The sequence below is a fragment of the Leisingera sp. MMG026 genome, from assembly GCF_021654205.1.
In the GTDB taxonomy this organism is placed as follows: Bacteria; Pseudomonadota; Alphaproteobacteria; order Rhodobacterales; family Rhodobacteraceae; genus Leisingera.
In genome coordinates this window covers 28,643-53,339 of the sequence record NZ_JAKFZM010000020.1, presented here as the reverse complement: position 1 = coordinate 53,339, position 24,697 = coordinate 28,643, and the positions used below count along the sequence as shown (strand labels likewise).

The window sequence follows — 24,697 nt, the reverse complement described above, 5'->3', positions numbered from 1 at the left end:
GGGCTTGATCCTATCCCTTGGGCATTTCCAGGGTGCGGTTGCGGCCGCCTTTCTGGTACTGCAGCCGGCTTTCACCAATGGCAATCACCCGGCCGCCGTCGATACGGTCGCCGACCTGCACCTTCTTGTAACGTCCCGAGGGCAGCCGGACCAATGCGCGGCGGTCCGAGGCGGTGCCATAAACTCCGATCAGGTTCAGCTTGCGCAGGTTGATGGCGTTGCTGACGGTGGCGCGGCGGGCAACCGATGCGGCTGTCGGGATGCGGGGGGCCGCCGCGGCTGCAGCGGCGGGCACGGCAGCGGCGGTTTGCACCTGGTTCTGCGGATTGCGCCGGGCGCGGTCGACCAGATTGGCGAAATTGGCGGGCCGGGCGCGCGGAACAGCCGAGGCGGCGATGGCTTGGGCTGTGACCGGCAGCTGCTCTTCCCCGGCGGGCTTCAGGCTGGCGGGGCGTTGGCGCGGGCGCATGCCGGCCAATTCTGTCCGGCTGAGACCGCCAAGCTGTGCGCGTTCCACCTGTTCCTCCAGATCTGCAGGCCGCGCCTTGGGGCGTTTGCGCGACAAGACCTGATTGCGGGCCACTTCTTCAGCCAGCGCTTCGGCGGCGGGGTCGCTGCGATCCGGCGCGGGCGGCGGCAGCTTTTTCGGGCGGCCAAGGTAGACAGTGATGCCATCGGGGTTCAGCGTGCCTCCGGGAGTGGCCTTGACCAGCCCGCGCGCGTCCAGATCAAACGCAGACCCTGCCGCGGCAGGAGAGGCAACGGCGCCGGGTTCGTCATCCCCGGCAAAAGTTTCCGGCTGCGGCAGGGCCACCGCGTCGGCGGCGATTTCAGTTCGGTCAACGGATGCCGTGTAAAGCTCGTCCAGGCGGGGCGCGGCGGGGATGCCACCCAGGCCGGGGGCAACCGGCCAGACCCCGGTTGCGGCATAGCGCGCGGCCTGGGCCAAGTCATCCAGCGTCTCTGCTGTCAGAGCCTCAGCCGGCGCCGGGGCCGGTTGGGTGTCCTCAGCACCGCCAGGCTGCAGGGCGGAAGGGTCCAAAAAGGCGGTGTCCGTGCCCTCTTCGGGCAGTTTTACACCATCGGCGGCGGCTTCATCCTCGACCGAAGGGAGCACGCCCGTGCCGCCGGCCTCAGCCAGGGCGGTGTTTTCCTGCGGCTCCCCCTCTGCCGGGGCTGCGCCGGTCTCCTGCAGCCCGGGATCGGGCTGGTCTGCCAGAACGCTCACCTGCGGTGCGATGGCGGCAGGGGCGGTTTCTGAACCGGGGCTTTCAGCCGCAGGCGCGCGCGCCGGCCGGGGGGCGCCTCCCTCCGGCTGCCCGTCTTCGGAGCTGACCGCAGGGGCGGGTGCCAGGCCGGGACCCTGATCCGGGGCCGCGGAAAAAAATCCGCCTTTGCCAAACACTGCCCAGACCGCAACTGTTGCCATGAACAGCAGCAGTACAGCTGTCAGGATCACCCCAAGGTAGCGCGGCTTGCCTTTGGCGGCCTTTTCGGGGGCCGGGGACTGTGACGCCGCGGGCGCGGCGGCTGCCGGGGTACTGTCGCGCAATGCTGCCGGCGCTGGCGGAATTGCCAATGGAGAAGCCGCATCAGTTGGCAACGAAGCTGGCGGTAATGGCAAATGGGCCGCCGGAGTGTTCGCGGTGTCAGGTTTCCGGACCGGAATTGCTGCGCCTACGGGCTTCACCGCGGCTGGAGCTTTTGGCACTTGGCGCCCGGCGGCCAGCGGAGCGGAGGACGGCGCGGATGCGCTTTCAGCAGGGGCTGCCTTGTCCCCTTGGCTGAGAAGGCCTGAAACATCCGGCAGCGGCGCATCAGAAGCGTCAGATGCGTCAGAAGACGGCGAAACAAGCGGTGGCAGGTTTGCAGGCTCCTCGGCCCCGGCTGCCTTGGCAGACGGCGGCACCGGAGTGTCCTTGGGGGCAGCCAGCGGCGTGCCGTCCTGCTTCGGTGCTTGTTTGGCGGCGGCAGCCATATCTTCTGCCTCAGCAAGAACCGCCGGTTCTGCTGGCTCTGCCAGGGGTTCCGTAATAGCGGCAACCGCTGCCGGTATTGGGCTGTCTTCCGCCAGTGCTAAGGCGGCTGGGTCATCCGCGCTGTCTTCGGTCAAGTGGTCTGGCAGCGCTGCAGGCCCGATCGCCTTAACCACTGTATCGTCCGGCTCAACCTCGGTGCCGCGGATTGCCCGGGTGGTGCCAAAGAACGGCTCTCCCAGAAAGCCGCTGTCTTCCGGCGCCGCAACAAAACTGACCGGCCCGAACCCGTGTTCGACGGCAAAGGTCTCGGCCTCGTCCAGGGTTTCCAGCGCCACCGCCGCAACATGGGTCCGGCTGCCCTCGATGGAGATATCAAAGGCCAGTTCATCCACCGGATAGGGCGTGGCCCCTTCCAGCGCCTGCCGGGCCGCTTCAATCCGCGCCTCGACAGGCAGATCACCGGTCTCGGCGGTCAAATAGCGGATCTGATCGTCGGGCAGAATCAGCTTGCAGAAGATGCCCCCGGGGGCCAGCCGCAGCGCATCCGCGCGCATCGCGGCCAGTGCCGCAGGCAGGTCTTCAGTGTCAAACGGCGTGCTGGCCACACTCCGCCAGCCGTCTTCAGCGCGAAATAGCAGCGCAATGCCGTCAGCGGAAAGTGAAAGAGCAAAAGCCGGTTTCATGCCTTGGGTCAAACCATCAAAATCCATACTGCCCGGGGCCGCCTGACGCGCCCGGTGTTTTGACGCGGACCTTAAAGCAGGAACCTGCCGAGTTAAAGGAAAAGACGTCTGCCAGGACTTGCAGGCGGCAGTTTGCCATCCCCATCTAGAAGGCATTGCAAAAGGAGCTTTTCCGTATGAAGGCAAAGAAAATTCTGGCAGCCGCGCTGATGCTGTCGATGGGCGCCGGGACCCTGGCGGCAAGCGAGACCGCGGCGTTGCGCCAAATCACCGTGAACGGCGAAAGCACGCTGCAGGTGGCGCCGGAACTGGCGACAATCACGCTGGGTGTCACCGAGGAGGCCGAAGAAGCCGCCGTCGCAATGGCCGCCGTATCTGACGCAATGGGCGCGGTGATTGGACGGCTGAAGGACGGCGGTATTGCCGCTGAGGACATGCAGACCCGGCAGATCTCAATGCATCCGGTCTGGTCGCAGGACCGGTCCTATGACAGCGGCGGCCGGCGTGAGATCACCGGCTTTCAGGCGTCGAACACCCTGATGGTGCGGGTGCGCGACCTGGACCGGCTTGGCCCGGTTCTGGATGCGGTGCTGACGGCTGGCGCCAATCAGTTCCAAGGGCTGAGTTTCGGGGTGGCAGATCCGTCTGCGGTCACCGATCAAATCCGCGGTGAAGCCGTCAAGGATGCCATCCGCAAGGCGCAGCAGCTGGCAGACGCGGCGGGCATGGAGCTGGGACCGGTACGCTCGATCAATGAGCACGGCGGCGGTGGCGGACGCCCGATGATGGCGATGGAAATGGCCCGCAGCGACGCGATGCCGATTGAGGCAGGCGAGCTGACGTTCAGCCACAATGTCTCGGTTGTCTTCGACATGTCCGTGCCGGACAGCGAGTAATCTGCGGCAACAAGAAAGGCCGGGCAGGGCGCCCGGCCTTTCTGTATGACGGTTGCTGGTCCTCAGCCGCAGGCTTTGGCCAGTGCCTGGTCCAGATCGCGGATCAGGTCGTCTGCATCCTCGATGCCGATGGAGATGCGCACCACATTCGGACCGGCACCTGCGGCTTCCTGCTGCTCCGGTGACAGCTGCCGGTGGGTGGTGGAGGCCGAATGGATGATCAGCGACCGGGTGTCGCCGAGGTTGGCCACATGGCTGAAGATCTCCAGCGCATCCACCAGTTTGGTGCAGGCCTCATAGCCGCCCTTCACGGCAAAGGTGAACAAGCCGCCGGTGCCCTTGGGATAGCAGGCCTGAGCGCGCTCGTAATAGGGAGAGGAGGGCAGGCCTGCATAGGTCACGTAGTCAACGCGGCTGTCGTTTTCGAGCCAGGCGGCGATTTTCTCGGCGTTCTCGCAGTGTTTCTGCATCCGCAAGGACAGCGTCTCAACCCCCATCAGCGTGTAATGCGCCCCTTGCGGGTTCATCGTCATGCCAAGGTCGCGCAGGCCGATTGCAATGCTGTGGAAGGTGAATGCCAGCGGGCCGAAGGTTTCGTGGAATTTGAGACCGTGATAGGCGTCCTCGGGTGCTGACAGGGACGGGAACTTGTCATTCGCCGACCAGTCGAAATTGCCGCTGTCAACGACGCAGCCGCCGGTCACGGTGCCGTTGCCTGTCAGGTATTTGGTGGTGGAGTGCACCACCAGCGTCGCGCCGTGGTCAACCGGTTTGCACAGGTAAGGCGTGGCAGAGGTGTTGTCGACAATCAGCGGGATACCTGCGCCGTCGGTGATATCCGCCAGGGCGCGGATGTCGGTCACATAGCCGCCGGGGTTGGCGATGGATTCGCAGAACACGGCGCGGGTGTTTTCGTCGATGGCAGCACTCACGGCGTCCAGATCGTCGGTGTCGACGAATTTGGCGGACCAGCCGAAACGTTTGATTGTCTGGCTGAACTGGGTGATGGTACCGCCGTAAAGCCGGGTCGAGGCGACCACATTGCAGCCCGGTGCCATCAGCGGAAACAACGCCATGATCTGCGCCGCGTGGCCCGACGAACAGCAGACCGCGCCAACGCCGCCTTCGAGTGTTGCCAGACGTTCCTGCAGCACTGCGACAGTGGGGTTGGTCAGGCGCGAATAGATGAAACCGACTTCCTGCAGATTGAACAGCGCGGCGGCGTGCTCGGCATCGCGGAACACATAGGCGGTGCTTTGGTAGATCGGCGTCTGCCGCGCACCGGTTGCCGGGTCCGGCTTGGCGCCGGCATGGATCTGCAAGGTGTCAAAACCGTATGTCGGAGCGTCGGTCATGAATGGGTCTCCCTGAAAGCTCTGTTATTCCGGGCGCACAACAGCATGGCTGCGCCGGGAAGGCAATTGCGGGAATGCCGCAGCAAAAGGCTCCCGCCCGCCGCCGGCCCCTGGCGGTGCCTGCGCCCGTTGGGCGTGGCGCCATGCTGGGCATGGCGCGCGCCGCGCGCAGCGCGGCGCCGGGCCCAACTGCGAAGGGCCTCCGCCAGAGGCCCGTGAGCGGGCGGGAGCCCTGCGTTCTTCACGACCCGAAGGCCGCGGTCAGCGCATCCAGAAGCCTTCGGATTTGATCCGGTTGCGGATCGCCTGTTCGCGGCGGGGCAGGTTTGCACGGTCAAACAGCGCCCGCACCTTTTCGCCGCGCCCCTGATAGACCATCCGCTTGATCGGCTCGTAGCCTTTCAGCACCTTTTTGATCCGGTTCGGTGCTGCAATCTGATGCAGCAACTCCACCACCCGGTCGCTTTCGCGCGCATAGAGCAGCGGAAACAGCCGGTAATGGCAGCTGGTCTGCCCGTCCAGAAAACCGCCGGGCAGCGCATCGCGGCCGCCGCCGAACGAGTGGATCACCAGCGGCAGCACAATCTGGTCCAGCCAGGGCTCCAGCGTCTGGCCAACCAGCTCAACCGGCGGGTCGTTGCGAACCGATTGCGCGTAGACCAGAAACCGCTTGCCAAAGGCGCGCGGGCAGGCGCCGTAAAAGAAACCTGCGTTGAAATAGAGATAGCGTTTCCAGTACTCATCCGGCTGGCCGAGGTCGAGACTGGACAGGAAGTCGAGGCCGAACCGGCTGTAGAGCGATTGCCAGATGCCGCTGTAGCCCGGTCCGTACAGTGTCGGCTTGGGCCAGGTGCCCTCAACCCGCAGCGACGCCGATGGACGGCTGAAATCAAACGGCACATCGGCCAGCTCTCCGGTGATCAGCGTGTCTGTGTCGAAAAACACAAACGGCTCGCCCTTTGGCATCGCCTGCAGCGCTTCGATCTTGTTGCCGTAAGGGTAGGCGGCGCCAAAGGCCTTGCTCTCGAACGGCAGAATTTCGGCGCCAAGGTCCGCCAGCGCCTGCAGCACCTCCTGATTGCGGATCCCGGGGTCCTTCTCCCACAGCGGCCCTTGCTGCGGCACTGCCACAAACAGCCGTCCGGAAAAACCGGGCGAGCAATGGCGCAGCGAGGCGGCAAACAGCAGCGCCTCATACTGCAGCCGGCCGGCTTGGCCGACGATCATCACATTGAAGGGGGCATTTGCCATGGTTTTCCCCGTGTTCCGTCTCTTCCGGGCGGATAGGACTGCCTGATAGATTAGCTACAAGCCTGCAAGGCGCCGCGCAACCGGCCTGCAGACAATTTCAGACGGTCTGTGCCGCCAGAGGCGCAAACCGGGGAGAGACAAAGATGAATAACGTGATCCTGGCCCTTCTTGCGGCAACAGTGCTGCCAGCGGCGCAGCCCGGTGTGCCTGAAGCTGCAGCTGCTTTGGAGGCGGTGCAAACAGCATCAGCCCAAACGGCACTGGCCGCTGAGCCGCAGCAGGCCACCGGGCGTTTTACGACTGCGTTGGAAGTGAAGCCGATTCTGGCAGCGACCCGGGCCAACTGGATCCATGTGCGCGAATTCAATGGCCAGGATCTGCTCTATGTGACCCACCTGTGGTCCTGGCGCTGCGGGCTGGTGCAGGTCAAGCTGGGGATCAACGGCAATCCGCCGGAAATCTGGCCACTGCCGGACTGCCACCTGGAGGAAGGCTTTCCGAATATGATCAAGGACGAAGACGGGATGCCCTACCGCAGCTATCCTCTGGGTTCCATCCAGCAGATCGCGGTCGAGGTTACCTATGATGACCTGAGCACTGAAGATTTGGTTTTTGGACGCAACGGCCAACCCCAGCAGTGAGCCTGGCGCGGGGTCCTGCTCCCCAGGGCCCCCGGCGGCGGCGACGCAATCCATTTCTGCTATGCGCGTTCCGCCTCGCAGAGGCAGGCCAGGCAGGCCAGGCAGGCCAGCCCGCCTGGCAGCAATCAGGGCGCAATCAGGGTGACGCCGGGCATCCGCTGGATGAGATAGAGATCTTCTTCGTACCGCTCGCTCATCTCTTCCACCAGCACGGTGGTCCAGCCGGGAAGGTCCAGCTCCTCCTCCAGCGCGTCCTCCATCGCAAACTTGTCCAGAAAGGCGGCATAGACACGGCGTTTGTGGATTTCCGTAAGATCCGGATTCTCTGCAAGATAGGCGCGCAACCGCTCCATGCCGGCAGGCTGCATCAGGGTGGCCAGCAGGTCCATCCCGCCTTTGACCGGCGCATTGATTTCCATCCCGCCGAGGTCCCGCAGCACCTGGCCCCAGATCAGCGGCAGATCCTCATAGCACCAGACGGTGACCGGCATGCCGGGCACCATATCCCGCATCTGCGCCAGCAGTCCGGACCAGCGCAGCTGCACCGGGTCGCTGCCCTGCAATGCGTTCTGCACGATGGACCGGCTGGACTTTGCAAACATCGCGGGCAGGAATGTCGCCGGGTTGCGCAGCGCCATGAAGATTTCCGGCTGATCATAGGGAAACAGCGCCTGCAGCGCCTGCAGCCGGTCCCCGGCCTCAGGATACAGGCGTCCGTCCTGCAGCGCATGCCGCGGCGAGCCGAAGAAATGCGGGTTGGAGAGAATCACCCGGTCCGCCTGGCGGTCATCCAGGATCGCGTCCCACAGCATCTCCGGCGCGTCCTTGGCGGCGCTGCCGTTTTTCATCGCCGCCAGGCAGTCTTTCAGCAAGGACCGGTAGCGGCCGGGCCCTGGCACCGCCGTGCCCTGTTCCGACAAGGCGCCGGCATTCTTCAGCAGCGCCTTCAGCAGCAGATCTTCTTCGGTGGCGTGCGCCCCGCAGTGAATGATGACCTGCATGATCCGACCTGTTTATCCGGGTTTATTGCCTTCAGAAGTAATGCGCAGCGGCAGGGAGGTCAAACCTGCGGTTTGCGCTGGGATTGCGCCGGTTTTGCGTTACGGGGGCTGCCGCGCTGCCGTGGCGGCCAGTCCCGGCTGTCGGCGTTCCCCCCGGAGGACTGCTGGGTTTGGTTCTGCGCTGCCTGGCGGGAGGTTTTCGCAGTTTCGCGATTTGGGTTTCAAACCGGCTTGACGGTCATTCTGTACTTTAGTACCAGTCGCCCAGCAGGCCCGGCGGGGAGATCTTTTCCATCGGACATGCTAGCTTCATGGTCGCGCGCCGGCCCCGGATCTGGACGCCTGTGAATGTGAGTGCCCCTATAGCTCAGCTGGTAGAGCAACTGATTTGTAATCAGTAGGTCCGCGGTTCGAGTCCGTGTGGGGGCACCATCTTTTCAAAGACTTAGATGTGACGTTGTAGATTGCTCTTACGGCAATTGAATTTGACCTATGCCGGCTTCGACCAAAGACCGACAAAATTCGTCTTAGGCACTCGGAGCAGCACCTACAGTTAGAAGGCTGGTGATTACCTGAACCGTGGCTGACAGAGCCGCTGAGCCATCCGGGACAAGGTTGCGGCGGCGCATGCCGATGTGTTGCGGCGTCAGGCCTGTTTGCAGGCTGCGCTGTTCAATTTCGGGCTTCTTACGGAAGGGCTGGATCATGACTTGCGTACCTCGCTTGCCAGCAAGGCCCCAGCACTGGAAACGACCGTAAGATCACCGGTGATATCGCCCTGGCACTTGGCTGCGGTTTGGGGGGTGAATCCGGCTTGACCCTCCGACAGGAAGTCACCGGTGAGCACGATGGCCAGGAGGTTGTTTTAGACTTCGGTTACCGCCCATTTCTCTTTCACTGCGGCCTGTGTGAACGGCCGCTGTTCCCTCAAACAAGGCAGCGTGAAATTTGCCGTGATTGCAATGAAACGGCTTGCCCTCCTGCATTTATTGCCAGTGGCTCAGGTCCGGCCCGAACGTTCAATACTGCGGGCGAATTGCAGCAGCCGCGCATCCGAGCCCTTGGGGCCGGTGATATGCAGCCCGGCAGGCATTCCGTCCGACGAGGTGCCAAAGGGGATCGAAATGGAAGGCAGCTCCAGCGGCGGGGTAAGCGTCACGGTGCGCCAGTCTTCGGTCAGTTCGCCGTCACGCAGGCCGGCAGAGAAGGGCATCCCCGTGGCCGTGGGCCAGAGGGCAAAGTCGTAGCGCTCGAAAAAGCTGGTGACATCCGCCCAAACCGCGGCGCGGGTCTTCTGGTAGGCGATCAGCTCCGCCAGGCTGCGCCCTTCGGCCTGAGCGCAGGCGGTGCGGAAACTCTCGCCTGCCAGTGCCATGTCCGGCTGCAGCTGCGTTTGGATCTGCAGCGCGCATTGGCCGCGGATAATACCGCCATGCGCCAAAAGCGGCGCCAGACCGGGGGCGTCCGCCGCGACCTGCCAGCCGAGGCCCCGGCACAGAGCCTCCGCCGGGGCAATTGCTGCCTGCACCGACGCGTCAACGCAGGCGCCAAAAGGGGACAGCGACAGGGCAACCCTGCCTGCGCTGCGGGGCGGCGCCTCTTCCAGGCCGGCAAGCCGCGGCAGGTCCTGCCAGAAGCCCAGCGGCTGGCGGGGTGTATTGCCCTGCATGGCTTCCAGCATCAGCACCAGATCGCGCACGCTCCGCGCCATCGGACCGGGCACCGACAGCCCGTCAAACGGCGCCGGGTTCGGGTCATAGGGGATAAGGCCCGGGGTCGGCCGGTAACCCACGACACCGCACCAGGCGGCGGGGGTGCGGGTGCTGCCGCCCAGATCCGAGCCATCGGCCAGCGCCACCATGTTTGCCGCCAGCGCCGCCGCCGCGCCGCCGGAGCTGCCGGCCACTGTCTTTTCCGGATCCAGCGGGTTGCGGGTGGTGCCGGCCAGCAGATTGCTGGTCTGGCCGGAAAAGGTGAACTCAGGCGTGTTGCTTTTGCCGGTGATCACTGCGCCTGCCGCGCGCAGGCGGGCCACGTGCAGGGCATCATAACCCGGCACATGGGCTTCAAAGCTCCTGGACCCCCAGGTGGTGCGCAAGCCCTTGGTCTCAAAGCAATCCTTGATGGCAACCGGCAAGCCGTGCAGCGGTCCGGCAAATGCGCCCGATGCCGCCATCGCGTCCAGTTCTGCGGCGCGCGCCTCTGCCGCGTCCCAGTCCAGGGTGACAAAGGCGTTGACAGTGCTGTTGCGCGCCTCGGTCTGCGCCTTATGCGCGGCCAGAACCTCGCGGGCACTCAGGCTGCGGCTTCGCAGCCTGGCGGCCATGTCCTCGGCGGTAAGGGCGGTGATGTCGGTCATGCGGCTGGTTTCCGGTGCTGGCAGTTAAGGCACGCTTGCCAGACTAAAAAACTGTGTCAGGCGGCTCCGTTCCGAACCAGCCGCAAAACCGTCTGTCAGCGACCTGCCAGGCTTCAGCGGCCAAGCCAGCGGCGGACGGCGGCTTTGCCCAGGCGGCAGGCCTCCGGCAAGGTCTCTCCCCTGGCCAGGCAGCAGGCGATTGCGGTGGCCAGGCTGCATCCCGTGCCGCGTTTGGAACCCGGCAACCGCGCCGCGGCAAAAGGTGTTGCCGCGCCACCGGCGGTAAACAGCACATCAGTGCTTTCAGCACCGGTGCCATGGCCGCCCTTGACCAGCACCGCCCGCACTCCCCGTGCCAGCAGCTGCGCCGCCTGCGCCTCAATGCTGCCGGCTGAGCCGGAAAGCACTTCCAGCTCTGCCAGGTTCGGGGTGACTAAGGCCGCCCGCAGCAGCAATGCGCCAAAGCCGTCTGCCGCCATCAGCCTGCCGCCGGAACTTGCTTTCAGAACCGGATCCAGCACGATAGGCATCTCCCGGGGCAGGGCCGCGTCAACCGCGCTGGCCGCTGCGGCAGACCCCAGCATTCCGATCTTGGCTGCCGCGGGTGCAGGCAATGCGGCCAAGGCTGCCTGCGCCTGGTCTGCAACGGCTTGCGGCGTGCTGGGGTGAATGGCCAGGACCGCCGCATCGGTCTGCACCGTCACAGCCGTCACCACCGGGCGCAGCGTCACCCCGAACTCTGCAGCCATGGCTGTATCGCGGGTGAGGCCGGCGCCGCCGCTGCTGTCGGTTCCGCCAATCGCCAGGATCGCGGTCATGCGCTGCCGCCAGCCGCCAGCAGGGCGAGGTCGCCATAGCCCGCAGCCTTCAGATCCGAGGCCGCGCCCCAAGCGCGCAGGCCGGTGTGGCAGCACAGCACAATCCGACCCTTGCGCGGCAGCTCTGCCGCCAGCAGATCGGCGCGGGCAATCCGGCGGGCCTGGGATGCGGGCAATCCGGGCGCCTCAGCGGCATCGCGCAGTTCGATCACCGTATCCGCGGCAGTAATATGCGAGGCCGCGACAAAGGGCAGGGCGTCCGCCGGTTCTTCCGCCTCATCAAAGCGGAAGCTGCTGACCTGCAGGTCCTGGAGCCGGAAAACAAATAATTGTCCCCGCGGGGACGGCTGGTGATTCAGCAGGGACTTCAGGGCCAGCTGTGCCTGAAGCGCACCGATCATGCCAACGGCCGGCCCCATCACGCCTGCAGTTGCACAGGTCGCCGCCTGCGCGGGCAGGTCCGGGAATACAGCACGCAAGGATGGCCCGCCGCCGCAAAATCCCCCGGCATAGCCCGACTGCCCCAGCGCCGAGGCCGAGATCAGCATCTTGCCCTGCGCCCGGCATGCATCCGACAGGATATAGGACACTGCAAAACTATCCGCCGCATCCACCACCAGATCCGCCGCATCCACCATCGCGGCGGCATTGGCCGCATCCAGGCAGTCAACCCGCGCTGTCACGTGCAAGGACGGATTGGCCGCCAGCAAGTGCCGCCGGGCGGCCTCTGCCTTGGGCTGGCCAACGTCGCCCATAGTATAAAGAACCTGCCGGTGCAGGTTGCTTTCTTCCACCTTATCGCCGTCCATCACGGTGATGCACCCCACGCCTGCGCCGCCGAGATACTGCAGCACCGGACTGCCGAGACCCCCGGCGCCCACAACCAGAACATGCGATCGGGCCAGCCGTTCCTGCCCCGCGGCACCGACCTCCGGCAGGATCATCTGGCGGGCGTAGCGGCTCATGCTGCCGCCTTGCGCCGGCAGGCCGCCACCCATTCGCGGGTGCGCGCTTCGGGATCATCAGCCAGTTGGATGTCTGTCACCACCGCAGCGCTGTCCGCACCGGCAGCAAACACCCCGGCCAGCCGCTCGGGCGTCAGGCCGCCAATCGCCACCAGCGGCGTATCCCCGGCCATCTGTTTCCAGCGCGTCACCCGCTCCAGCCCCTGCGGGTCCCACTTCATCTTCTTCAGCAGCGTCGGATAAACCGGCCCCAGCGCCACATATTCCGGCCCGAACGACAGCGCGCGCTCCAGCTCGCTTTCGTCATGGGTGGACAGGCCAAAGCGGACGCCCTTGCGGCGCAGCGCAGCGAAATCCGCCGTGTCCATGTCTTCCTGCCCCAGGTGCACAAAGTTGCAGTTCAGATCCAGCGCCGCCTGCCAGTGGTCATTGACCACCAGCTGCGCGTCATGCACTGCGCAGAAATCCCGCGCCCGGGCAATCTGGCGCCGCACCTCAGTCTCAGGTTCGTCCTTGATCCGCAGTTGCACCAGCTTGGCCCCTTGGGGCACCAGCAGTTCCAGCCGGCCGACGTGGCCCGTGATCAGGTAGAAACGTTCCATCAGGCAAACTCCGCCAAGCCAAGTACAGGGGTTGAGGGCACCGCCATGTCACGCCGCTCCATCGGGTCGGCCTCATAGCCCGCGCGCCCGGCCTCAATTGCCAGCGCCATGGCCGCGGCCATCGCTGCCGGGCGGCCGGCCTTGGCCACGGCTGTATTCAGCAGCACCGCATCCATGCCCAGTTCCATCGCCTGTGCGGCGTCCGAGGGCCGCCCGATGCCGGCATCCACAATCAGCGGCACGCCGGGAAAATGCGCCCGCATCGCCCGCAAGGCATCCGGGTTGCGCAACCCCTGGCCCGAGCCGATCGGCGCCCCCCAGGGCATCAGAACCTCGCAACCCGCCGCCAGCAACCGCTCGCCCACCACCAGATCATCGGTGGTGTAGGGAAAGACCTGAAAGCCCTCATCGCTTAGGATCCGCGCCGCCTCAACCAGCCCGAACACGTCCGGCTGCAGGGTGTCGGAATGGCCGATCACCTCCAGCTTTATCCATGGGGTATCAAACAGCTCCCGCGCCATATGCGCCGTGGTCACCGCCTCCTGCACCGAATGGCAGCCGGCAGTGTTGGGCAGGATCCGGCAGCCGGTTTCGCGCAAGGTCTCCCAAAACCCGGCGCCCGTGCCATCAGCGGTTTCGCGGCGCAAGCTGACGGTGATGATCCCGGTGCCGCTGGATTTCACTGCCTCCGCCAGCACGGCAGGCGAGGGGTATTGCGCAGTGCCCAGCAGCAGGCGTGAACCAATCTCTGTTCCGTAGAATTGCATCTCAGCCTCCTTGCATCGGTGCCAGGACTTCCAGTTGGTCGCCCTCAGTCAGCTGTACGCTGTCCCGGTTGCTGCGGGCCACAAAACGGCCGTTCAGCGCGGTCGCAACCGAGGAGCAGGCAAAGCCCAGCTCGTGCAGCGCAGACTGGAGGTCGGTTGCGGATACGTCATGCGGTCTGGCGTTCACGATGATTTTCATCTGTGGTCTCCGGTAACAGTTGGTCCGCGGCTTGCTGCGCCATCGCGGGCGCCAGCAGAAAGCCGTGGCGGTAAAGCCCGTTGAGGTAGAGCGTGCCGTCCTGTTCGATCAGCCGCGGCAGGTTGTCGGGATAGGCCGGGCGCAGGCCTGCGCCGGTCTCCGCCACGCTGGCCTCGGCGAATGCGGGGTGCAGGGTAAAGGCGGCATTCAGCAGTTCGCTGAGTGAGCGCAGGGTGATGGCCCGGTCCGAGCTGCTTTCGATCATGGTGCCGCCGATCATGAAATGCCCGTCCCCGCGGGGCACCAGATACAGTGGCATCCGCGGGTGCAGCAGCCGCAGGGTGCGGCTGATCTGCACCTCGGGGCAATGCAGGATTGCCATCTCGCCGCGCACCGGGCGCAGGCCGGGCAGGGGTGCGGCGATGCCGGTGCAATCCAGCGTGACGCCGGCCGGGGCGGGGGTGCCATAGCGGATGTCCACCCCCATCACCTGTACCTTGGCGCTGAGGTCCCGCAAGGCGCGGCGCGGATCCAGATGGGCCTCGCCATCAAAGAACAATCCTTGCGAAAACCGCCCCTCCAGCGCGGGCTCCAGCCCGGTGATCTCTGCTCCGTCCACCCCCCGGTGGCCTGTAGTGCGGCGGGCAAAGCGCGTGAGTTCCGCCCGGTCGCGGGCCGGCGCCACCACCAGCGTGCCGCGCCTGTGCACCGGTGTGACCCTGGCCCACCAGCCGAAGGCGCGGCTGCCGAGAGTTATCACTTGCTCCTCGGCACTTTCGCGTTCGCACCAGGGCGCCAGCATGCCGCCGGCAAAGCGCGCGACGCTGCTGTCCCCGGAGGTATTCCCCCGTTCATAGACCGTGACCTTGGCCCCGCGCTGCGCCAGCTCATAGGCGCAGGCGAGGCCGGCAAGGCCTGCGCCTGCGATGGTGATCATTCCGCCGGTTCCGCCGCTTTCCCAGCTTCGCCGGGCGCAGGCACATACAGCTCGCCGCCTTCGCGGAACTTGGCGGCCATCGCCTCCATGCCTTCCTTCTGCGCCTCGGCGCGGATGTCGTGGCTGATCCGCATCGAGCAGAACTTGGGCCCGCACATGGAGCAGAAATGCGCCACCTTATGCGCCTCTTTCGGCAGGGTCTGGTCGTGGAACTCGCGCGCGGTGTCCGGGTCCAGAGACAGGTTGAACTGGTCCTCCCAGCGGAATTCGAACCGCGCGCGTGAAAGCGCATCATCGCGGCGCTGCGCACCCGGCAGACCCTTGGCGAGGTCGGCCGCATGGGCGGCGATCTTATAGGTGATCACACCCACCTTGACGTCGTCGCGGTCGGGCAGGCCGAGGTGTTCCTTGGGCGTCACGTAGCACAGCATCGCACAACCGAACCAGCCGATCATGGCGGCCCCGATGCCGGAGGTGATGTGGTCATAGCCCGGCGCAATGTCGGTGGTCAGCGGCCCAAGCGTGTAGAACGGCGCCTCGTGGCAGCACTCCAGCTGCTTGTCCATGTTCTCCTTGATCTTGTGCATGGCGACATGGCCCGGCCCTTCGATCATCACCTGACAATCCTTGGCCCAGGCGATCTTGGTCAGCTCGCCCAGGGTCTCCAGCTCGGCAAACTGCGCTTCGTCATTGGCATCAGCGATGGAGCCGGGGCGCAACCCGTCACCCAGCGAGAAGGACACATCATACTGGCGGCAGATGTCGCAGATTTCCTCGAAATGCTCGTACAGGAACGACTCCTTGTGGTGATGCAGGCACCACTTGGCCATGATCGAGCCGCCGCGCGACACAATCCCGGTCACCCGCTCAACAGTCATCGGCACCATGTGCAGCCGCACGCCTGCGTGGATGGTGAAGTAATCGACGCCTTGCTCCGCCTGTTCAATCAGGGTGTCGCGGAACACTTCCCAGGTCAGGTCTTCGGCGATGCCGTTCACCTTCTCCAGCGCCTGATACATCGGCACGGTGCCAATCGGGACAGGCGAGTTGCGGATGATCCATTCGCGGGTGTTGTGGATGTTGCGGCCCGTCGACAGATCCATCACCGTGTCAGCGCCCCAGCGGATCGACCAGACCAGTTTGTCCACTTCTTCCTCCATCGAGGAGGTGACGGCAGAGGTGCCCATATTGGCGTTGATCTTGACCAGGAAATTGCGACCGATGATCATCGGCTCGATTTCCGGGTGGTTGATGTTCGCGGGGATGATGGCGCGGCCGGCGGCGATTTCATCGCGGACAAACTCCGGCGTCACGTAATCGGGGATATTGGCGCCAAAGTCGTTGCCATCGCGGTGGCAAGGGGACAATTCGCGCAGCTGGTTTTCGCGGATGGCGATGAATTCCATCTCGGGCGTGATGATCCCGGCGCGGGCATAGGCCAGCTGGGTCACCGCCTTGCCGTCCTTGGCGCGCAGCGGCGCGGGTTTCACCGGGAATTCGGGCGTCAGCCGGTCGCCCGCGACAAAGCCGTTGTCCGCAGGTGTCACATCGCGGCCGGTGTATTCTTCGACGTCGCCGCGCGCCTCGATCCAGTCGCGGCGCAACTGCGGCAGGCCCTGGCGGATGTCGGTCAGCACGTCCGGATCGGTATAGGGGCCGGAGCTGTCATAGACCGGCAGCGGTGCCTCGCCCGCCGTGGGGTGGGTGGCGATTTCCCGCATCGGCACACGGATGTCCTTATGGACTTCGCCTGCGACATAGATCTTGCGCGACGCGGGCAGGGCGCCCGTGGTGATCTTGGGGTTGGGGACGTTCATTTTGGTGCTCCTCAAAGCCGAAAACTCAGAAAAGACACCAGATGAGTTTTGGCTGGGAAACCGGCAGGCAAAGAGGCCTGCTTTACCGGAATGCGCCTGTTTCAAACGGCTGTCCCCGCGGGGACACGGGGACAAAAGGCGCGTCCTTGCTTCCTACGCCAGTATCAACTGGGTCAGGTTCAAAGGGTCGCGCCGCCGGCCCGGGTTGCCCCGCACCTTGACGCCTCTCAGTCCCTTGAGCGGGACTCCCCTGCGTGGCTTTAGGGGTAGGGGAGGCATAGGGCTCGCGTCAACCGGAATCTTTGTAGATTATTTTTTGGCATTAAAATCAGATTGATACTGGCGCTATGGACGCAAAAGCGGGTCAAATCGCTGCAGCGCAGCTTTGATGCTTGATCGAGGGTGGTGAAATTATCTATAAAAATCCGCAACGCCATCCGCGTATGGCCAACTGGTATACGAGAACAGGAGACAGCATGCTGGACGCTGCACCCATCCGCACCGACTGGACCCGCGAAGAAGCGGAAGCGATTTACAACAAGCCTTTCATGGACTTGCTGTTTCAGGCGCACTCTGTGCACCGGCAGTATTTCGACCCCAATCAGGTGCAGAAATCCAAGCTTCTCAGCATCAAGACCGGCGGCTGCGCCGAGGATTGCGCCTATTGCTCGCAGTCGGCCCGCAACGGCGCGCAGCTCTCAGCCTCCAAGCTGATCGAAGTGCAGCGGGTGATTGCCGAAGCCAGGAAAGCCAAGGAAGGCGGCGCCACGCGCTATTGCATGGGGGCGGCCTGGCGCTCGCCCAAGGACCGCGACATGGCCGCACTTGAGGCGATGGTGCAGGGGGTCAAGGATCTTGGGATGGAGACCTGCATGACCTTGGGCATGCTGGAGGAAGATCAGGTGTTCCGTCTGCGCGATGCTGGTCTGGATTACTATAACCACAATATCGACACCTCCGAGCGGTATTACTCCGAGATCATCACCACCCGCACCTTTGCCGACCGGATCGACACCCTGAACCGGGTGCGCGAGGCGGGCATCAAGGTCTGCTCCGGCGGTATCGTCGGCATGGGCGAGCAGCAGCTGGACCGCATCGACATGATGCTGGCGCTGGCGACGCTGGAGGTGCATCCGGACTCGGTGCCCGTGAACATGCTGATCCCGATTGCCGACACGCCGCTGGCGGATGTGGAAAAGCTGGATCCGATCGAATTCGTCCGTTCGGTGGCGCTGGCCCGCATTCTGATGCCGAAATCGCATGTGCGCCTGTCTGCAGGCCGCACAGACATGTCGGACGAGATGCAGGCGATGTGCTTCTTTGCCGGCGCGAACTCGATCTTTGTGGGGGATACGCTGCTGACCGCCGACAACCCGGAAGAGGACAAGGATCAGCAGCTGTTCGACCGTCTGGGCATCACCGCAATGGCGGTGGGATGTGACGGCAGCCGCTGATGGCGGGCGCCTTCCCGAGGCATGAGACATCGTTGGAAGCGCTGCGCAATCGCGGGCGTTACCGGCAGCTGATGCCGCGGGACGGGCATGATTTTGCCTCCAACGACTATCTTGGGCTGGCGGGCAGCGATGTGCTGCGCGCCGCCGCCGCAGACGCGCTGGCGCGCGGTGTGCCAGTGGGCGCAGGCGGTTCGCGCCTGCTGCGCGGCAATGACGCAGAGCATCAGCAGTTGGAAGCTGAGGCGGCGGGGTTCTTTGGAACCGAGGCGGCGCTGTTCATGGGGGGCGGCTTCACTGCCAATCAGGCGATTTTCTCGACCCTGCCGCAGCAGGGCGACTTGGTGCTGTATGATGCGCTGATCCATGCCAGCACCCATGACGGTATGCGGCTGGGCCGGGCCGAGAACCGCAGCTTTGCTCATGGCGACGTGGAAGACGCTTCGCGGGTGCTGACGGACTGGCGCGCTGCTGGTGGCACCGGCCAGGTCTGGATCGCGGTTGAGGCGGTCTATTCCATGGATGGCGACCTGGCGCCGCTGGATGCGCTGATGGCGCTGTGTGATGCGGACGGCGCGGTGCTGGTGGTGGATGAGGCGCATTCCACAGGTGTGTTCGGTGATCTGGGCTGCGGGCTGGCACACGGCATTGCCCACCGTCCCAACGTCCTGAGCCTGCACACCTGCGGCAAGGCGCTGGGTGCCTCTGGTGCGCTGATCTGCGGCCAGAGGGTGCTGATCGAGACGCTGATCAACAAGGCGCGCGGCTTTATCTTTGCCACCGCCCCGTCGCCCTTGAATGCCGCACTGGTGCGGGCGGCCTTGGCTGAGCTGCAACAGAACACGGGCCGCCGCGAACAAACGTGGCAGGGGATCACCCATGCCCAAGGCGAGGCCAAACGCTTCTGCGGGCTGGACGGTTTCCAAAGCCAGATCCTGCCGGTGGTGATCGGTGACGACAAGCGCACCATGGAGCTGGCCGCCGCGATGCAAACCCGCGGCTATGACATTCGCGGTATCCGCCCGCCGACGGTGCCGCGCGGCACCTCGCGGCTGCGGTTGTCAATCACGCTGAACACAGGGGCAGAGGTCATCACCCGGATGTTCGAAGACCTCGCCCGGGAAATGGAGACAAACCCATGAGCGCGCTGATCGTCACTGGAACAGATACCGGCATCGGCAAGACCATCTTCTCGGCCGGCCTGGTGCAGGCGCTGGGCGCCACCTATTGGAAGCCGGTGCAATCGGGGCTGGAGGAGGAGACCGACAGCCAGATTGTTGCGCGCTTGTCAGGCCGCCCGGCGCTGCCTGAAGGGTATCTTCTGCAACTCCCTGCCTCGCCGCATCTGTCGGCAGAGGCCGAAGGCGTGGAGATCGATCCGGATGCGTTGCCCCTGCCTGAGGCCGATGGCGTGCTGGTCGCCGAAGGCGCCGGCGGTCTGATGGTGCCGCTGAACCGTGAGGTTCTGTATCTCGACCTGTTTGCCCGCTGGCGCGCGCCGGTGATCCTCTGTGCGCGGACCCAGCTGGGCACGATCAACCACACGCTGTTGTCGCTGAAGGCGCTGCGCGATGCGGGCTGCTCGGTGGTGGGCGTGGCCTTTATCGGCGATGCGGAGCCTGGGGTGGAAGAAACCATCTGCCAGTTCGGTCAGGTGGCGCATCTGGGCCGTCTGCCGGTACTGGGCGAGCTGACCTCTGACGCTTTGGCCGTGGCCTTTCAGGCCAGTATCCGGGTAGACCTGATCACGGAGGCTTTGGTATGAGCGCATCCGGCCTCACCCAGCTGGAATTCGACCAGCAGCACCTCTGGCACCCCTACACCAATGTGGCCAAACCCGGTCCGACTTTTGTGGTGAAGGAAAGCGAGGGCGTCCACATCACGCTCGACGATGGCACCCGGCTGATCGACGCTATGTCCTCGTGGTGGTGCATGATGCATGGGCATAAAAACCCGGCGATCACATCGGCTATCCACGCCCAGCTCGACACCCTGCCGCATGTGATGTTCGGCGGGCTGACCCATGATCCGGCAATCGACCTGGGCCGCAAGCTGCTGGAGATCACCCCCGACAGCCTGACGCGGATCTTCTACTGCGACAGCGGCTCGGTCTCGGTCGAGGTGGCGATGAAAATGGCGGTGCAATACCAGCACGCCATCGGCCAGGCAGAGCGTAAGGAGTTTGCCACCATCCGCTCCGGCTATCACGGCGACACCTGGAAGGCGATGAGCGTCTGCGACCCGGACACCGGTATGCACCACCTGTTCCAGGGCGCGCTGAGCGTGCAGCATTTCGTCTCCCGCCCGCCCATCCGCATCCATGAGGACTGGATCGACGATCCGGCGCAGAACGGCCTGGGCGAGCTGCGGGCAGTGCTGGAAGCCAATGCGCAGAAGATCGCCGCCTTTATTCTGGAGCCCGTGGTGCAGGGCACTGGCGGCATGTATTTCTATCACCCGGAATACCTGAGCCAGGCCCGTGCCTTGTGCGATGAACTGGGCATCCTGCTGATTTTCGACGAGATTGCCACCGGCTTTGGCCGTACCGGCGAACTGTTTGCGACCGATTTCTGCACCGCTCAGCCGGATATCATCTGTCTCGGCAAGGGGCTGACCGGTGGCCATATCTCCTTTGCCTGCACCATGACGAACGACCGCATCGCCGAGGGTGTGGGCGGCGGCAACCCGGGCATTTTCATGCATGGGCCGACCTATATGGCCAATCCGCTGGCCTGTGCGGCGGCCAAGGCCTCGCTGGATCTGCTGACCGGGCAGGACTGGCGTGGCACGGTCTCGGGGATTGCAGAGCAGATGCAGTCTGAACTGGCACCGGCGCGCGATCTGCCCAATGTGGCGGATGTGCGGGTTCTGGGCGCCATTGGCGTCATCGAGATGAAACACGCGGTGTCCGCGGATGAGGCCCACGCACGTGCGCATGATATGGGCGTGTTCCTGCGTCCCTTTGGCAAGAACATCTATACCATGCCGCCGTTCATCACCTCGCCGGATCAGCTGAGCGAGATCACCGCAGGCATGCTGCGGCTGGCGCGGGAGCTGTAAGCAATGGAGTTCCGCTGGATCAAGCAGAACAATGCAGCCGAGGCCATCGTGGTCTTCGGCGGCTGGGCTGTGGGGCCGGAGGTGTTCTGGCATCTGGACGGTCCGCAGGACATTCTGTTTGCCGGCGATTATACCGATCTGAACGCAGAGCTGCCGGATCTGTCCGGTTACAGCCGGGTCAGCGTCTTGGCCTGGTCCTTTGGTGTGGCTTCTTATGCCCACTGGCAGCAGGGACGGGCGGATGTGGTGTTCCAGCGCAAGGCGGCGGTGAACGGCAGCCTGCAGCCGGTGAACCGCGGCGCCGGTATTCCGCCTGCGGTCTTCCGCAGAACAATGGAAACGCTGAGCCTGGAAAGCTACCAGGACTTTCTGACCCGTGTATTCGGTGCCCCGCAAGAGGCAGAACCGCTGGATGTGCCTGCGCGGCGGGCTGAGCTGCTGGCGGTAGAGCAGCGCGGCGACGCGCCGCAGATGCGCTTTGACAAGGTCTGGATCAGCTCCGGCGACAAGATCTTTCCGCCCGCCAATCTGGCACGCGCATGGGCGGGGCAGAACGTGACACAGATCGACGCGCCGCACGCCCCCTTTGGCCGCTTCTCGCAGTGGGAGGAGCTGTTCCAGTGAAAGACACGCTGCCGCCTCAGCTGGATCAGACCCGCGTGCGCCAAAGCTTCCGCCGCGGGCTGAACAGCTATCACGGCACCGCCTCTGTGCAGGCGGATATTGCGGCGCAGCTTGCAGGTCTGCTGCAAGCGCAGGGCGCGCCCCGCCGGTTCGGGGCGGTATTGGAGTTCGGCTGCGGCACCGGTCATCTGACCCGGCACCTGCTGCAGCGGTTCACGGCCGGTAGCCTGTTGCTGAATGACCTAGTGCCGGAGGCGGCGCAGGTGCTGCAGGCACTGGGCAGCGCAGCCCCGGCGCAGTCCCGGTTTGAGGGCGGCCCGGTTGAGACTCTGCCGCTGCCGCAGCAGCTTGACCTGATCGCCTCAGCCTCGACCGTGCAGTGGATCCCGGATCTGCCGGCCTTGACCGCCCGGCTGGCGGCGCGGCTGAAGCCCGGCGGCTGGCTGGCGCTGTCCGGCTTTGGCCGGGGCCAGTTCCGCGAACTGGCGGCGCTGGGGTCATCCGCCGCGGCGCCCAGCTACCTGGATGCCGGGGAGTGGCCGTCCGTGCTGCCGCAAGACCTGGAGATTCTGGCCATCGAGCAACGCCCTGCCGTGCTGGAATTCGATACCGCGCTGGAGCTGCTGAAACACCTGCGCCGGACCGGTGTCAACGGCCACGCCCAGCAAAGCTGGAGCCGCAGGCGGCTGCAGGACTTTGAAGGTGCTTACCGGCAGCGATTCAGCAGTGGCGGCAAACTGCCGCTGACCTATGATCCGGTCCTGCTGGTGGCGCGCAAGACCGGCTGACCGGTCAGGGCGGCTGTCCGCACTTGAGGCAAGTTTTAGGTTTTTTCCCAGCCAAAGTACTGCCGCATCCGGCCGCGTATTAATCTTTGTCAATTCCCGCCTGTTATCCCGGAAACAGGGCTGCGTCAGAGCGCAGCATGTGGGACGACTGGCAGTACGGGAGTTACGCCGATGAAAATCAAAGCCTTTGCCGCTGCACTGGCGGCGCTGGCGGTATCGGGAACCGCTGAAGCAGCCGATATGGGAGATACCGGAACGCCGATCCGGCTGGCACTCAACAATTGGACGGGCCAGCATCTTTCTACTTACATAGCCGGCGGCATGCTGGAGGAGGCGGGGTATACGGTTGAATATGTCGAGGCCAGCCTCGGCGGGGTTTTCCCGCAGATTGAATCCGGTGAGCTGCACGCCATCATGGAGGTTTGGACATCCAGTTCGCCTGAAGGCTATGTTGAGGCGCTGGAAGGCGGGGATATGGTAGATCTGGGAGACCTTGGGCTTGATGCGCGTAACGGCGTCGTTGTGCCGCCTTATGTCGCTCAGATGTGCCCCGGGCTGCCGGATTGGGAAGCGCTTCGGGACTGCGCGGCGATCTTTTCCGCCGACGGCAAGGGCAAGAAAGGCCGTTACTTGGCCTACCCTGAATCCTGGGGGTCTCCCGGTGGTGACCGGATCCGGGCGCTTGGGCTGCCGTTCGATGTGGTCGCAGCCGAATCCGAGGCCGCGATGATCGAAGAATTCCAGAATGCCTATAGGGAAAAACGTCCGGTTATCGCCACTTTCTGGCAACCGCATTGGGCCATGTCGACCTATGCGCTGCAATTCGTGCGCCTGCCGAAGTACGACCCGGTATGCCATACGGACCCGGCCTGGGGGCCAAACCCGAAAGAGACCGGAGATTGCGATTTTCAGCGCGGGGGGGTTGCCAAGGCGGCCTGGAAGGGCCTGAAAGACCGCTGGCCCGCAGCCTACGAGATCCTGAAAAACTATCAGCTGAGCATCTGGGACCAGCAGCCGCTGATCGGCCTGGTGGATGTCCGCGGCGAAACCGTGCAGGGCGCCGCCCGCGGCTGGCTTGCTGTGAACCGGGCCAAATGGATGCCCGTTATCGAGGAAGCCACCGGCAAAGGCCGATCCTGACCCGCAAGGTCCGGGTTTCGATTTCGGCGCTCCCGCCCCAGGCGGGGGGCGCTGTTTTTTGTGTGCGGGGCAGGTCTTGAAGCCGGGGTCCCGGCCGCGCTATGCCGGGTGCGGGCGTTTGCCGCATGGGGCAGGGTGATTCCGGAACTTGTCCGATTGGACAGAAACTTGAACCATCAATCAAAATTTTTCACAGTTTATGCCGCAATCGCTCGACAAACAGTCGTAATATGTTCCAATACTTGCATTATCCCCGGCCACACTTGGACCATGGGTGCTTGCTGACAAGAACAAGACCAGCCGCAAGGCCAGGCAGACGCCATGAACCGCCGGGTTCCAAAAAGGACGCGCCAAGCCGGACAATCGGCGGCGCAAGAACACTGACAGGGAGTAGAACAATGAACTTCAAAGGATATGCGCTGGCGCTGAGCGCCGCATCAATGACGGTTGCCGCGGGCTTTGCTTCGGCGGCGGAACTTGGTGATACCAGCAAACCGATCAAGCTGGCTGTGAACGAATGGACCGGCCAGCATGTGACCACCCATATTGCCGCCGGGATGCTGAAGGCCGCGGGCTATGAGGTGGAATTTGTCTCGGCCGGGATGATGAACCAGTTCCAGGCGATTGCTGACGGCGACATCCACGCGACGCTGGAAATCTGGTCCTCGAACGTCTCGGATGAATACGCCAAGAAGATCGAAGAGGGCACTGTTGTTGAACTCGGCGATCTGGAGCTGAACGCGCGCGAAGGCATCGCCTATCCGGCCCATGTGGCCGAGCTGTGTCCCGGCCTGCCGGCCTGGGAGGCGCTGAAGGACTGCGCGATGCAGTTCGCCACCGCGGAAACACTGCCCAATGGCCGCCTGGTGGATTACCCCGCCGACTGGGGCACGCCGGGCGCCGACCGTATGACCGGGCTGGACCTGCCGTTCAAGGCGGTGCCTGCGGGTTCCGAGGCCGCATTGATTGTCGAACTGCGCGCCGCGACCGAGCGCAAGACACCGCTGCTGGTCACCTTCTGGCAGCCGCATTGGGCGATGTCGGCTTATGATGTGCAATTCGTCGATCTCCCGGCGGGTGAGGAGGCCTGTTTCTCGGATCCGGCCTGGGGTCCGAACCCGAATGCGGTGAATGACTGCGACTTCTCGCCCTCGCGCATCTTCAAGGCAGCCTGGTCCGGCACTGAGGAAACCTGGCCCGCTGCCTATGAGATCTTGTCGAACTACACTCTGGCAGTGGAAGACCAGCAGCCGATGATGGGCGCGGTCGATGTGGACGGCGGCAAGGTCGAGGAAGTTGTCGCCGAATGGATGGCCGAAAACGAGGGCAAATGGCGCCCGGTTGTCGACGCCGCCATCAAGTGA

The 24,697-nt window shown here is 64.5% G+C and carries 22 protein-coding genes, 1 tRNA gene and 1 riboswitch; of the genes, 11 read left to right on the top strand and 12 right to left on the bottom strand.

From position 1 onward, the window contains the following. Positions 1–10 precede the first annotated feature (10 nt). Positions 11–2,662, bottom strand: coding sequence for a hypothetical protein (locus L1069_RS12800; protein WP_237455921.1), 2,652 nt, complete (start codon positions 2,660–2,662; stop codon positions 11–13). A 176-nt stretch (positions 2,663–2,838) separates the two neighbouring features. On the opposite strand from L1069_RS12800, the gene L1069_RS12795 reads away from it, so the two are divergent. Then, entirely contained in the window at positions 2,839–3,558 is a 720-nt protein-coding gene (locus L1069_RS12795; RefSeq protein WP_129371539.1) for an SIMPL domain-containing protein, read from the top strand. Positions 3,559–3,620: 62 nt separating this feature from the next. Here L1069_RS12795 and L1069_RS12790 read toward each other — a convergent pair whose 3' ends face one another. Further along, positions 3,621–4,913 carry an O-acetylhomoserine aminocarboxypropyltransferase/cysteine synthase family protein gene (locus L1069_RS12790; protein ID WP_134829397.1) on the bottom strand — a complete coding sequence of 431 codons (1,293 nt, stop codon included), beginning with the start codon at positions 4,911–4,913 and terminating at the stop codon, positions 3,621–3,623. 261 nt (positions 4,914–5,174) lie between these two features. Further along, a complete protein-coding gene (locus L1069_RS12785; RefSeq protein WP_237455920.1) occupies positions 5,175–6,164 on the bottom strand; it encodes a hypothetical protein in 990 nt (329 codons plus the stop codon). A 143-nt stretch (positions 6,165–6,307) separates the two neighbouring features. On the opposite strand from L1069_RS12785, the gene L1069_RS12780 reads away from it, so the two are divergent. Then, positions 6,308–6,805: a hypothetical protein gene (locus tag L1069_RS12780; protein WP_237455919.1), complete on the top strand. Its 498-nt coding sequence runs from the start codon at positions 6,308–6,310 to the stop codon at positions 6,803–6,805. 125 nt (positions 6,806–6,930) lie between these two features. Here the strand turns inward: L1069_RS12780 and L1069_RS12775 are convergent, their stop codons facing one another. Continuing rightward, positions 6,931–7,806, bottom strand: coding sequence for a hypothetical protein (locus tag L1069_RS12775; RefSeq protein WP_129371535.1), 876 nt, complete (start codon positions 7,804–7,806; stop codon positions 6,931–6,933). A 356-nt stretch (positions 7,807–8,162) separates the two neighbouring features. Here L1069_RS12775 and L1069_RS12770 point away from each other — a divergent pair. Then, positions 8,163–8,238, top strand: a tRNA-Thr gene (locus tag L1069_RS12770). Positions 8,239–8,806: 568 nt separating this feature from the next. Here the strand turns inward: L1069_RS12770 and L1069_RS12765 are convergent. The 8 genes from L1069_RS12765 to thiC form a co-directional block, all read right to left on the bottom strand. After that, positions 8,807–10,165 (bottom strand): amidase family protein, encoded by a 1,359-nt coding sequence (locus L1069_RS12765; RefSeq protein WP_237455918.1) that lies wholly within the window; start codon positions 10,163–10,165, stop codon positions 8,807–8,809. A 113-nt stretch (positions 10,166–10,278) separates the two neighbouring features. Next, on the bottom strand, positions 10,279–10,983 hold the full coding sequence (locus tag L1069_RS12760; protein ID WP_237455917.1) for a PfkB family carbohydrate kinase: 705 nt from the start codon (positions 10,981–10,983) through the stop codon (positions 10,279–10,281). Further along, entirely contained in the window at positions 10,980–11,948 is a 969-nt protein-coding gene (locus L1069_RS12755; protein ID WP_237455916.1) for a HesA/MoeB/ThiF family protein, read from the bottom strand. Before L1069_RS12755 ends, L1069_RS12760 begins: the two co-directional genes overlap by 4 nt. Further along, positions 11,945–12,550 carry a thiamine phosphate synthase gene (locus L1069_RS12750; RefSeq protein WP_237455915.1) on the bottom strand — a complete coding sequence of 202 codons (606 nt, stop codon included), beginning with the start codon at positions 12,548–12,550 and terminating at the stop codon, positions 11,945–11,947. Before L1069_RS12750 ends, L1069_RS12755 begins: the two co-directional genes overlap by 4 nt. Next, a complete protein-coding gene (locus L1069_RS12745) occupies positions 12,550–13,317 on the bottom strand; it encodes a thiazole synthase (protein WP_237455914.1) in 768 nt (255 codons plus the stop codon). Before L1069_RS12745 ends, L1069_RS12750 begins: the two co-directional genes overlap by 1 nt. Before the next feature lies 1 nt (position 13,318). Further along, the gene (gene thiS / locus L1069_RS12740; RefSeq protein ID WP_129371528.1) at positions 13,319–13,516 is read right to left on the bottom strand and encodes a sulfur carrier protein ThiS; all 198 of its coding nucleotides are present in this window, start codon (positions 13,514–13,516) and stop codon (positions 13,319–13,321) included. Beyond that, entirely contained in the window at positions 13,485–14,453 is a 969-nt protein-coding gene (locus L1069_RS12735) for an FAD-dependent oxidoreductase (RefSeq protein WP_237455913.1), read from the bottom strand. Before L1069_RS12735 ends, thiS begins: the two co-directional genes overlap by 32 nt. Then, positions 14,450–16,270, bottom strand: coding sequence for a phosphomethylpyrimidine synthase ThiC (gene thiC, locus L1069_RS12730; RefSeq protein ID WP_237455912.1), 1,821 nt, complete (start codon positions 16,268–16,270; stop codon positions 14,450–14,452). The genes L1069_RS12735 and thiC overlap by 4 nt, the downstream gene beginning before the upstream one ends. Before the next feature lie 133 nt (positions 16,271–16,403). Further along, positions 16,404–16,532: riboswitch (TPP riboswitch) on the bottom strand. A gap of 214 nt (positions 16,533–16,746) precedes the next feature. Here thiC and bioB point away from each other — a divergent pair. The 8 genes from bioB to L1069_RS12690 all read left to right on the top strand — a co-directional run bounded on the left by bioB (position 16,747) and on the right by L1069_RS12690 (position 24,697). Further along, positions 16,747–17,724, top strand: coding sequence for a biotin synthase BioB (gene bioB, locus L1069_RS12725; RefSeq protein ID WP_129371525.1), 978 nt, complete (start codon positions 16,747–16,749; stop codon positions 17,722–17,724). Further along, positions 17,724–18,863 carry an 8-amino-7-oxononanoate synthase gene (locus L1069_RS12720; protein ID WP_237455911.1) on the top strand — a complete coding sequence of 380 codons (1,140 nt, stop codon included), beginning with the start codon at positions 17,724–17,726 and terminating at the stop codon, positions 18,861–18,863. Before bioB ends, L1069_RS12720 begins: the two co-directional genes overlap by 1 nt. Beyond that, positions 18,860–19,486, top strand: coding sequence for a dethiobiotin synthase (bioD, locus tag L1069_RS12715; protein ID WP_134829471.1), 627 nt, complete (start codon positions 18,860–18,862; stop codon positions 19,484–19,486). Before L1069_RS12720 ends, bioD begins: the two co-directional genes overlap by 4 nt. Beyond that, complete coding sequence (bioA, locus tag L1069_RS12710) at positions 19,483–20,781, top strand: adenosylmethionine--8-amino-7-oxononanoate transaminase (RefSeq protein ID WP_237455910.1); 1,299 nt, start codon at positions 19,483–19,485, stop codon at positions 20,779–20,781. The genes bioD and bioA overlap by 4 nt, the downstream gene beginning before the upstream one ends. A gap of 3 nt (positions 20,782–20,784) precedes the next feature. Next, the gene (locus L1069_RS12705; protein WP_134829473.1) at positions 20,785–21,405 is read left to right on the top strand and encodes a pimeloyl-ACP methyl esterase BioG family protein; all 621 of its coding nucleotides are present in this window, start codon (positions 20,785–20,787) and stop codon (positions 21,403–21,405) included. After that, the gene (gene bioC, locus L1069_RS12700; protein WP_237455909.1) at positions 21,402–22,193 is read left to right on the top strand and encodes a malonyl-ACP O-methyltransferase BioC; all 792 of its coding nucleotides are present in this window, start codon (positions 21,402–21,404) and stop codon (positions 22,191–22,193) included. Before L1069_RS12705 ends, bioC begins: the two co-directional genes overlap by 4 nt. A 171-nt stretch (positions 22,194–22,364) precedes the next feature. Continuing rightward, positions 22,365–23,333: an ABC transporter substrate-binding protein gene (locus tag L1069_RS12695; RefSeq protein ID WP_237455908.1), complete on the top strand. Its 969-nt coding sequence runs from the start codon at positions 22,365–22,367 to the stop codon at positions 23,331–23,333. Positions 23,334–23,731: 398 nt separating this feature from the next. Then, positions 23,732–24,697, top strand: a complete 966-nt coding sequence (locus L1069_RS12690) for an ABC transporter substrate-binding protein (RefSeq protein WP_237455907.1) — start codon at positions 23,732–23,734, stop codon at positions 24,695–24,697.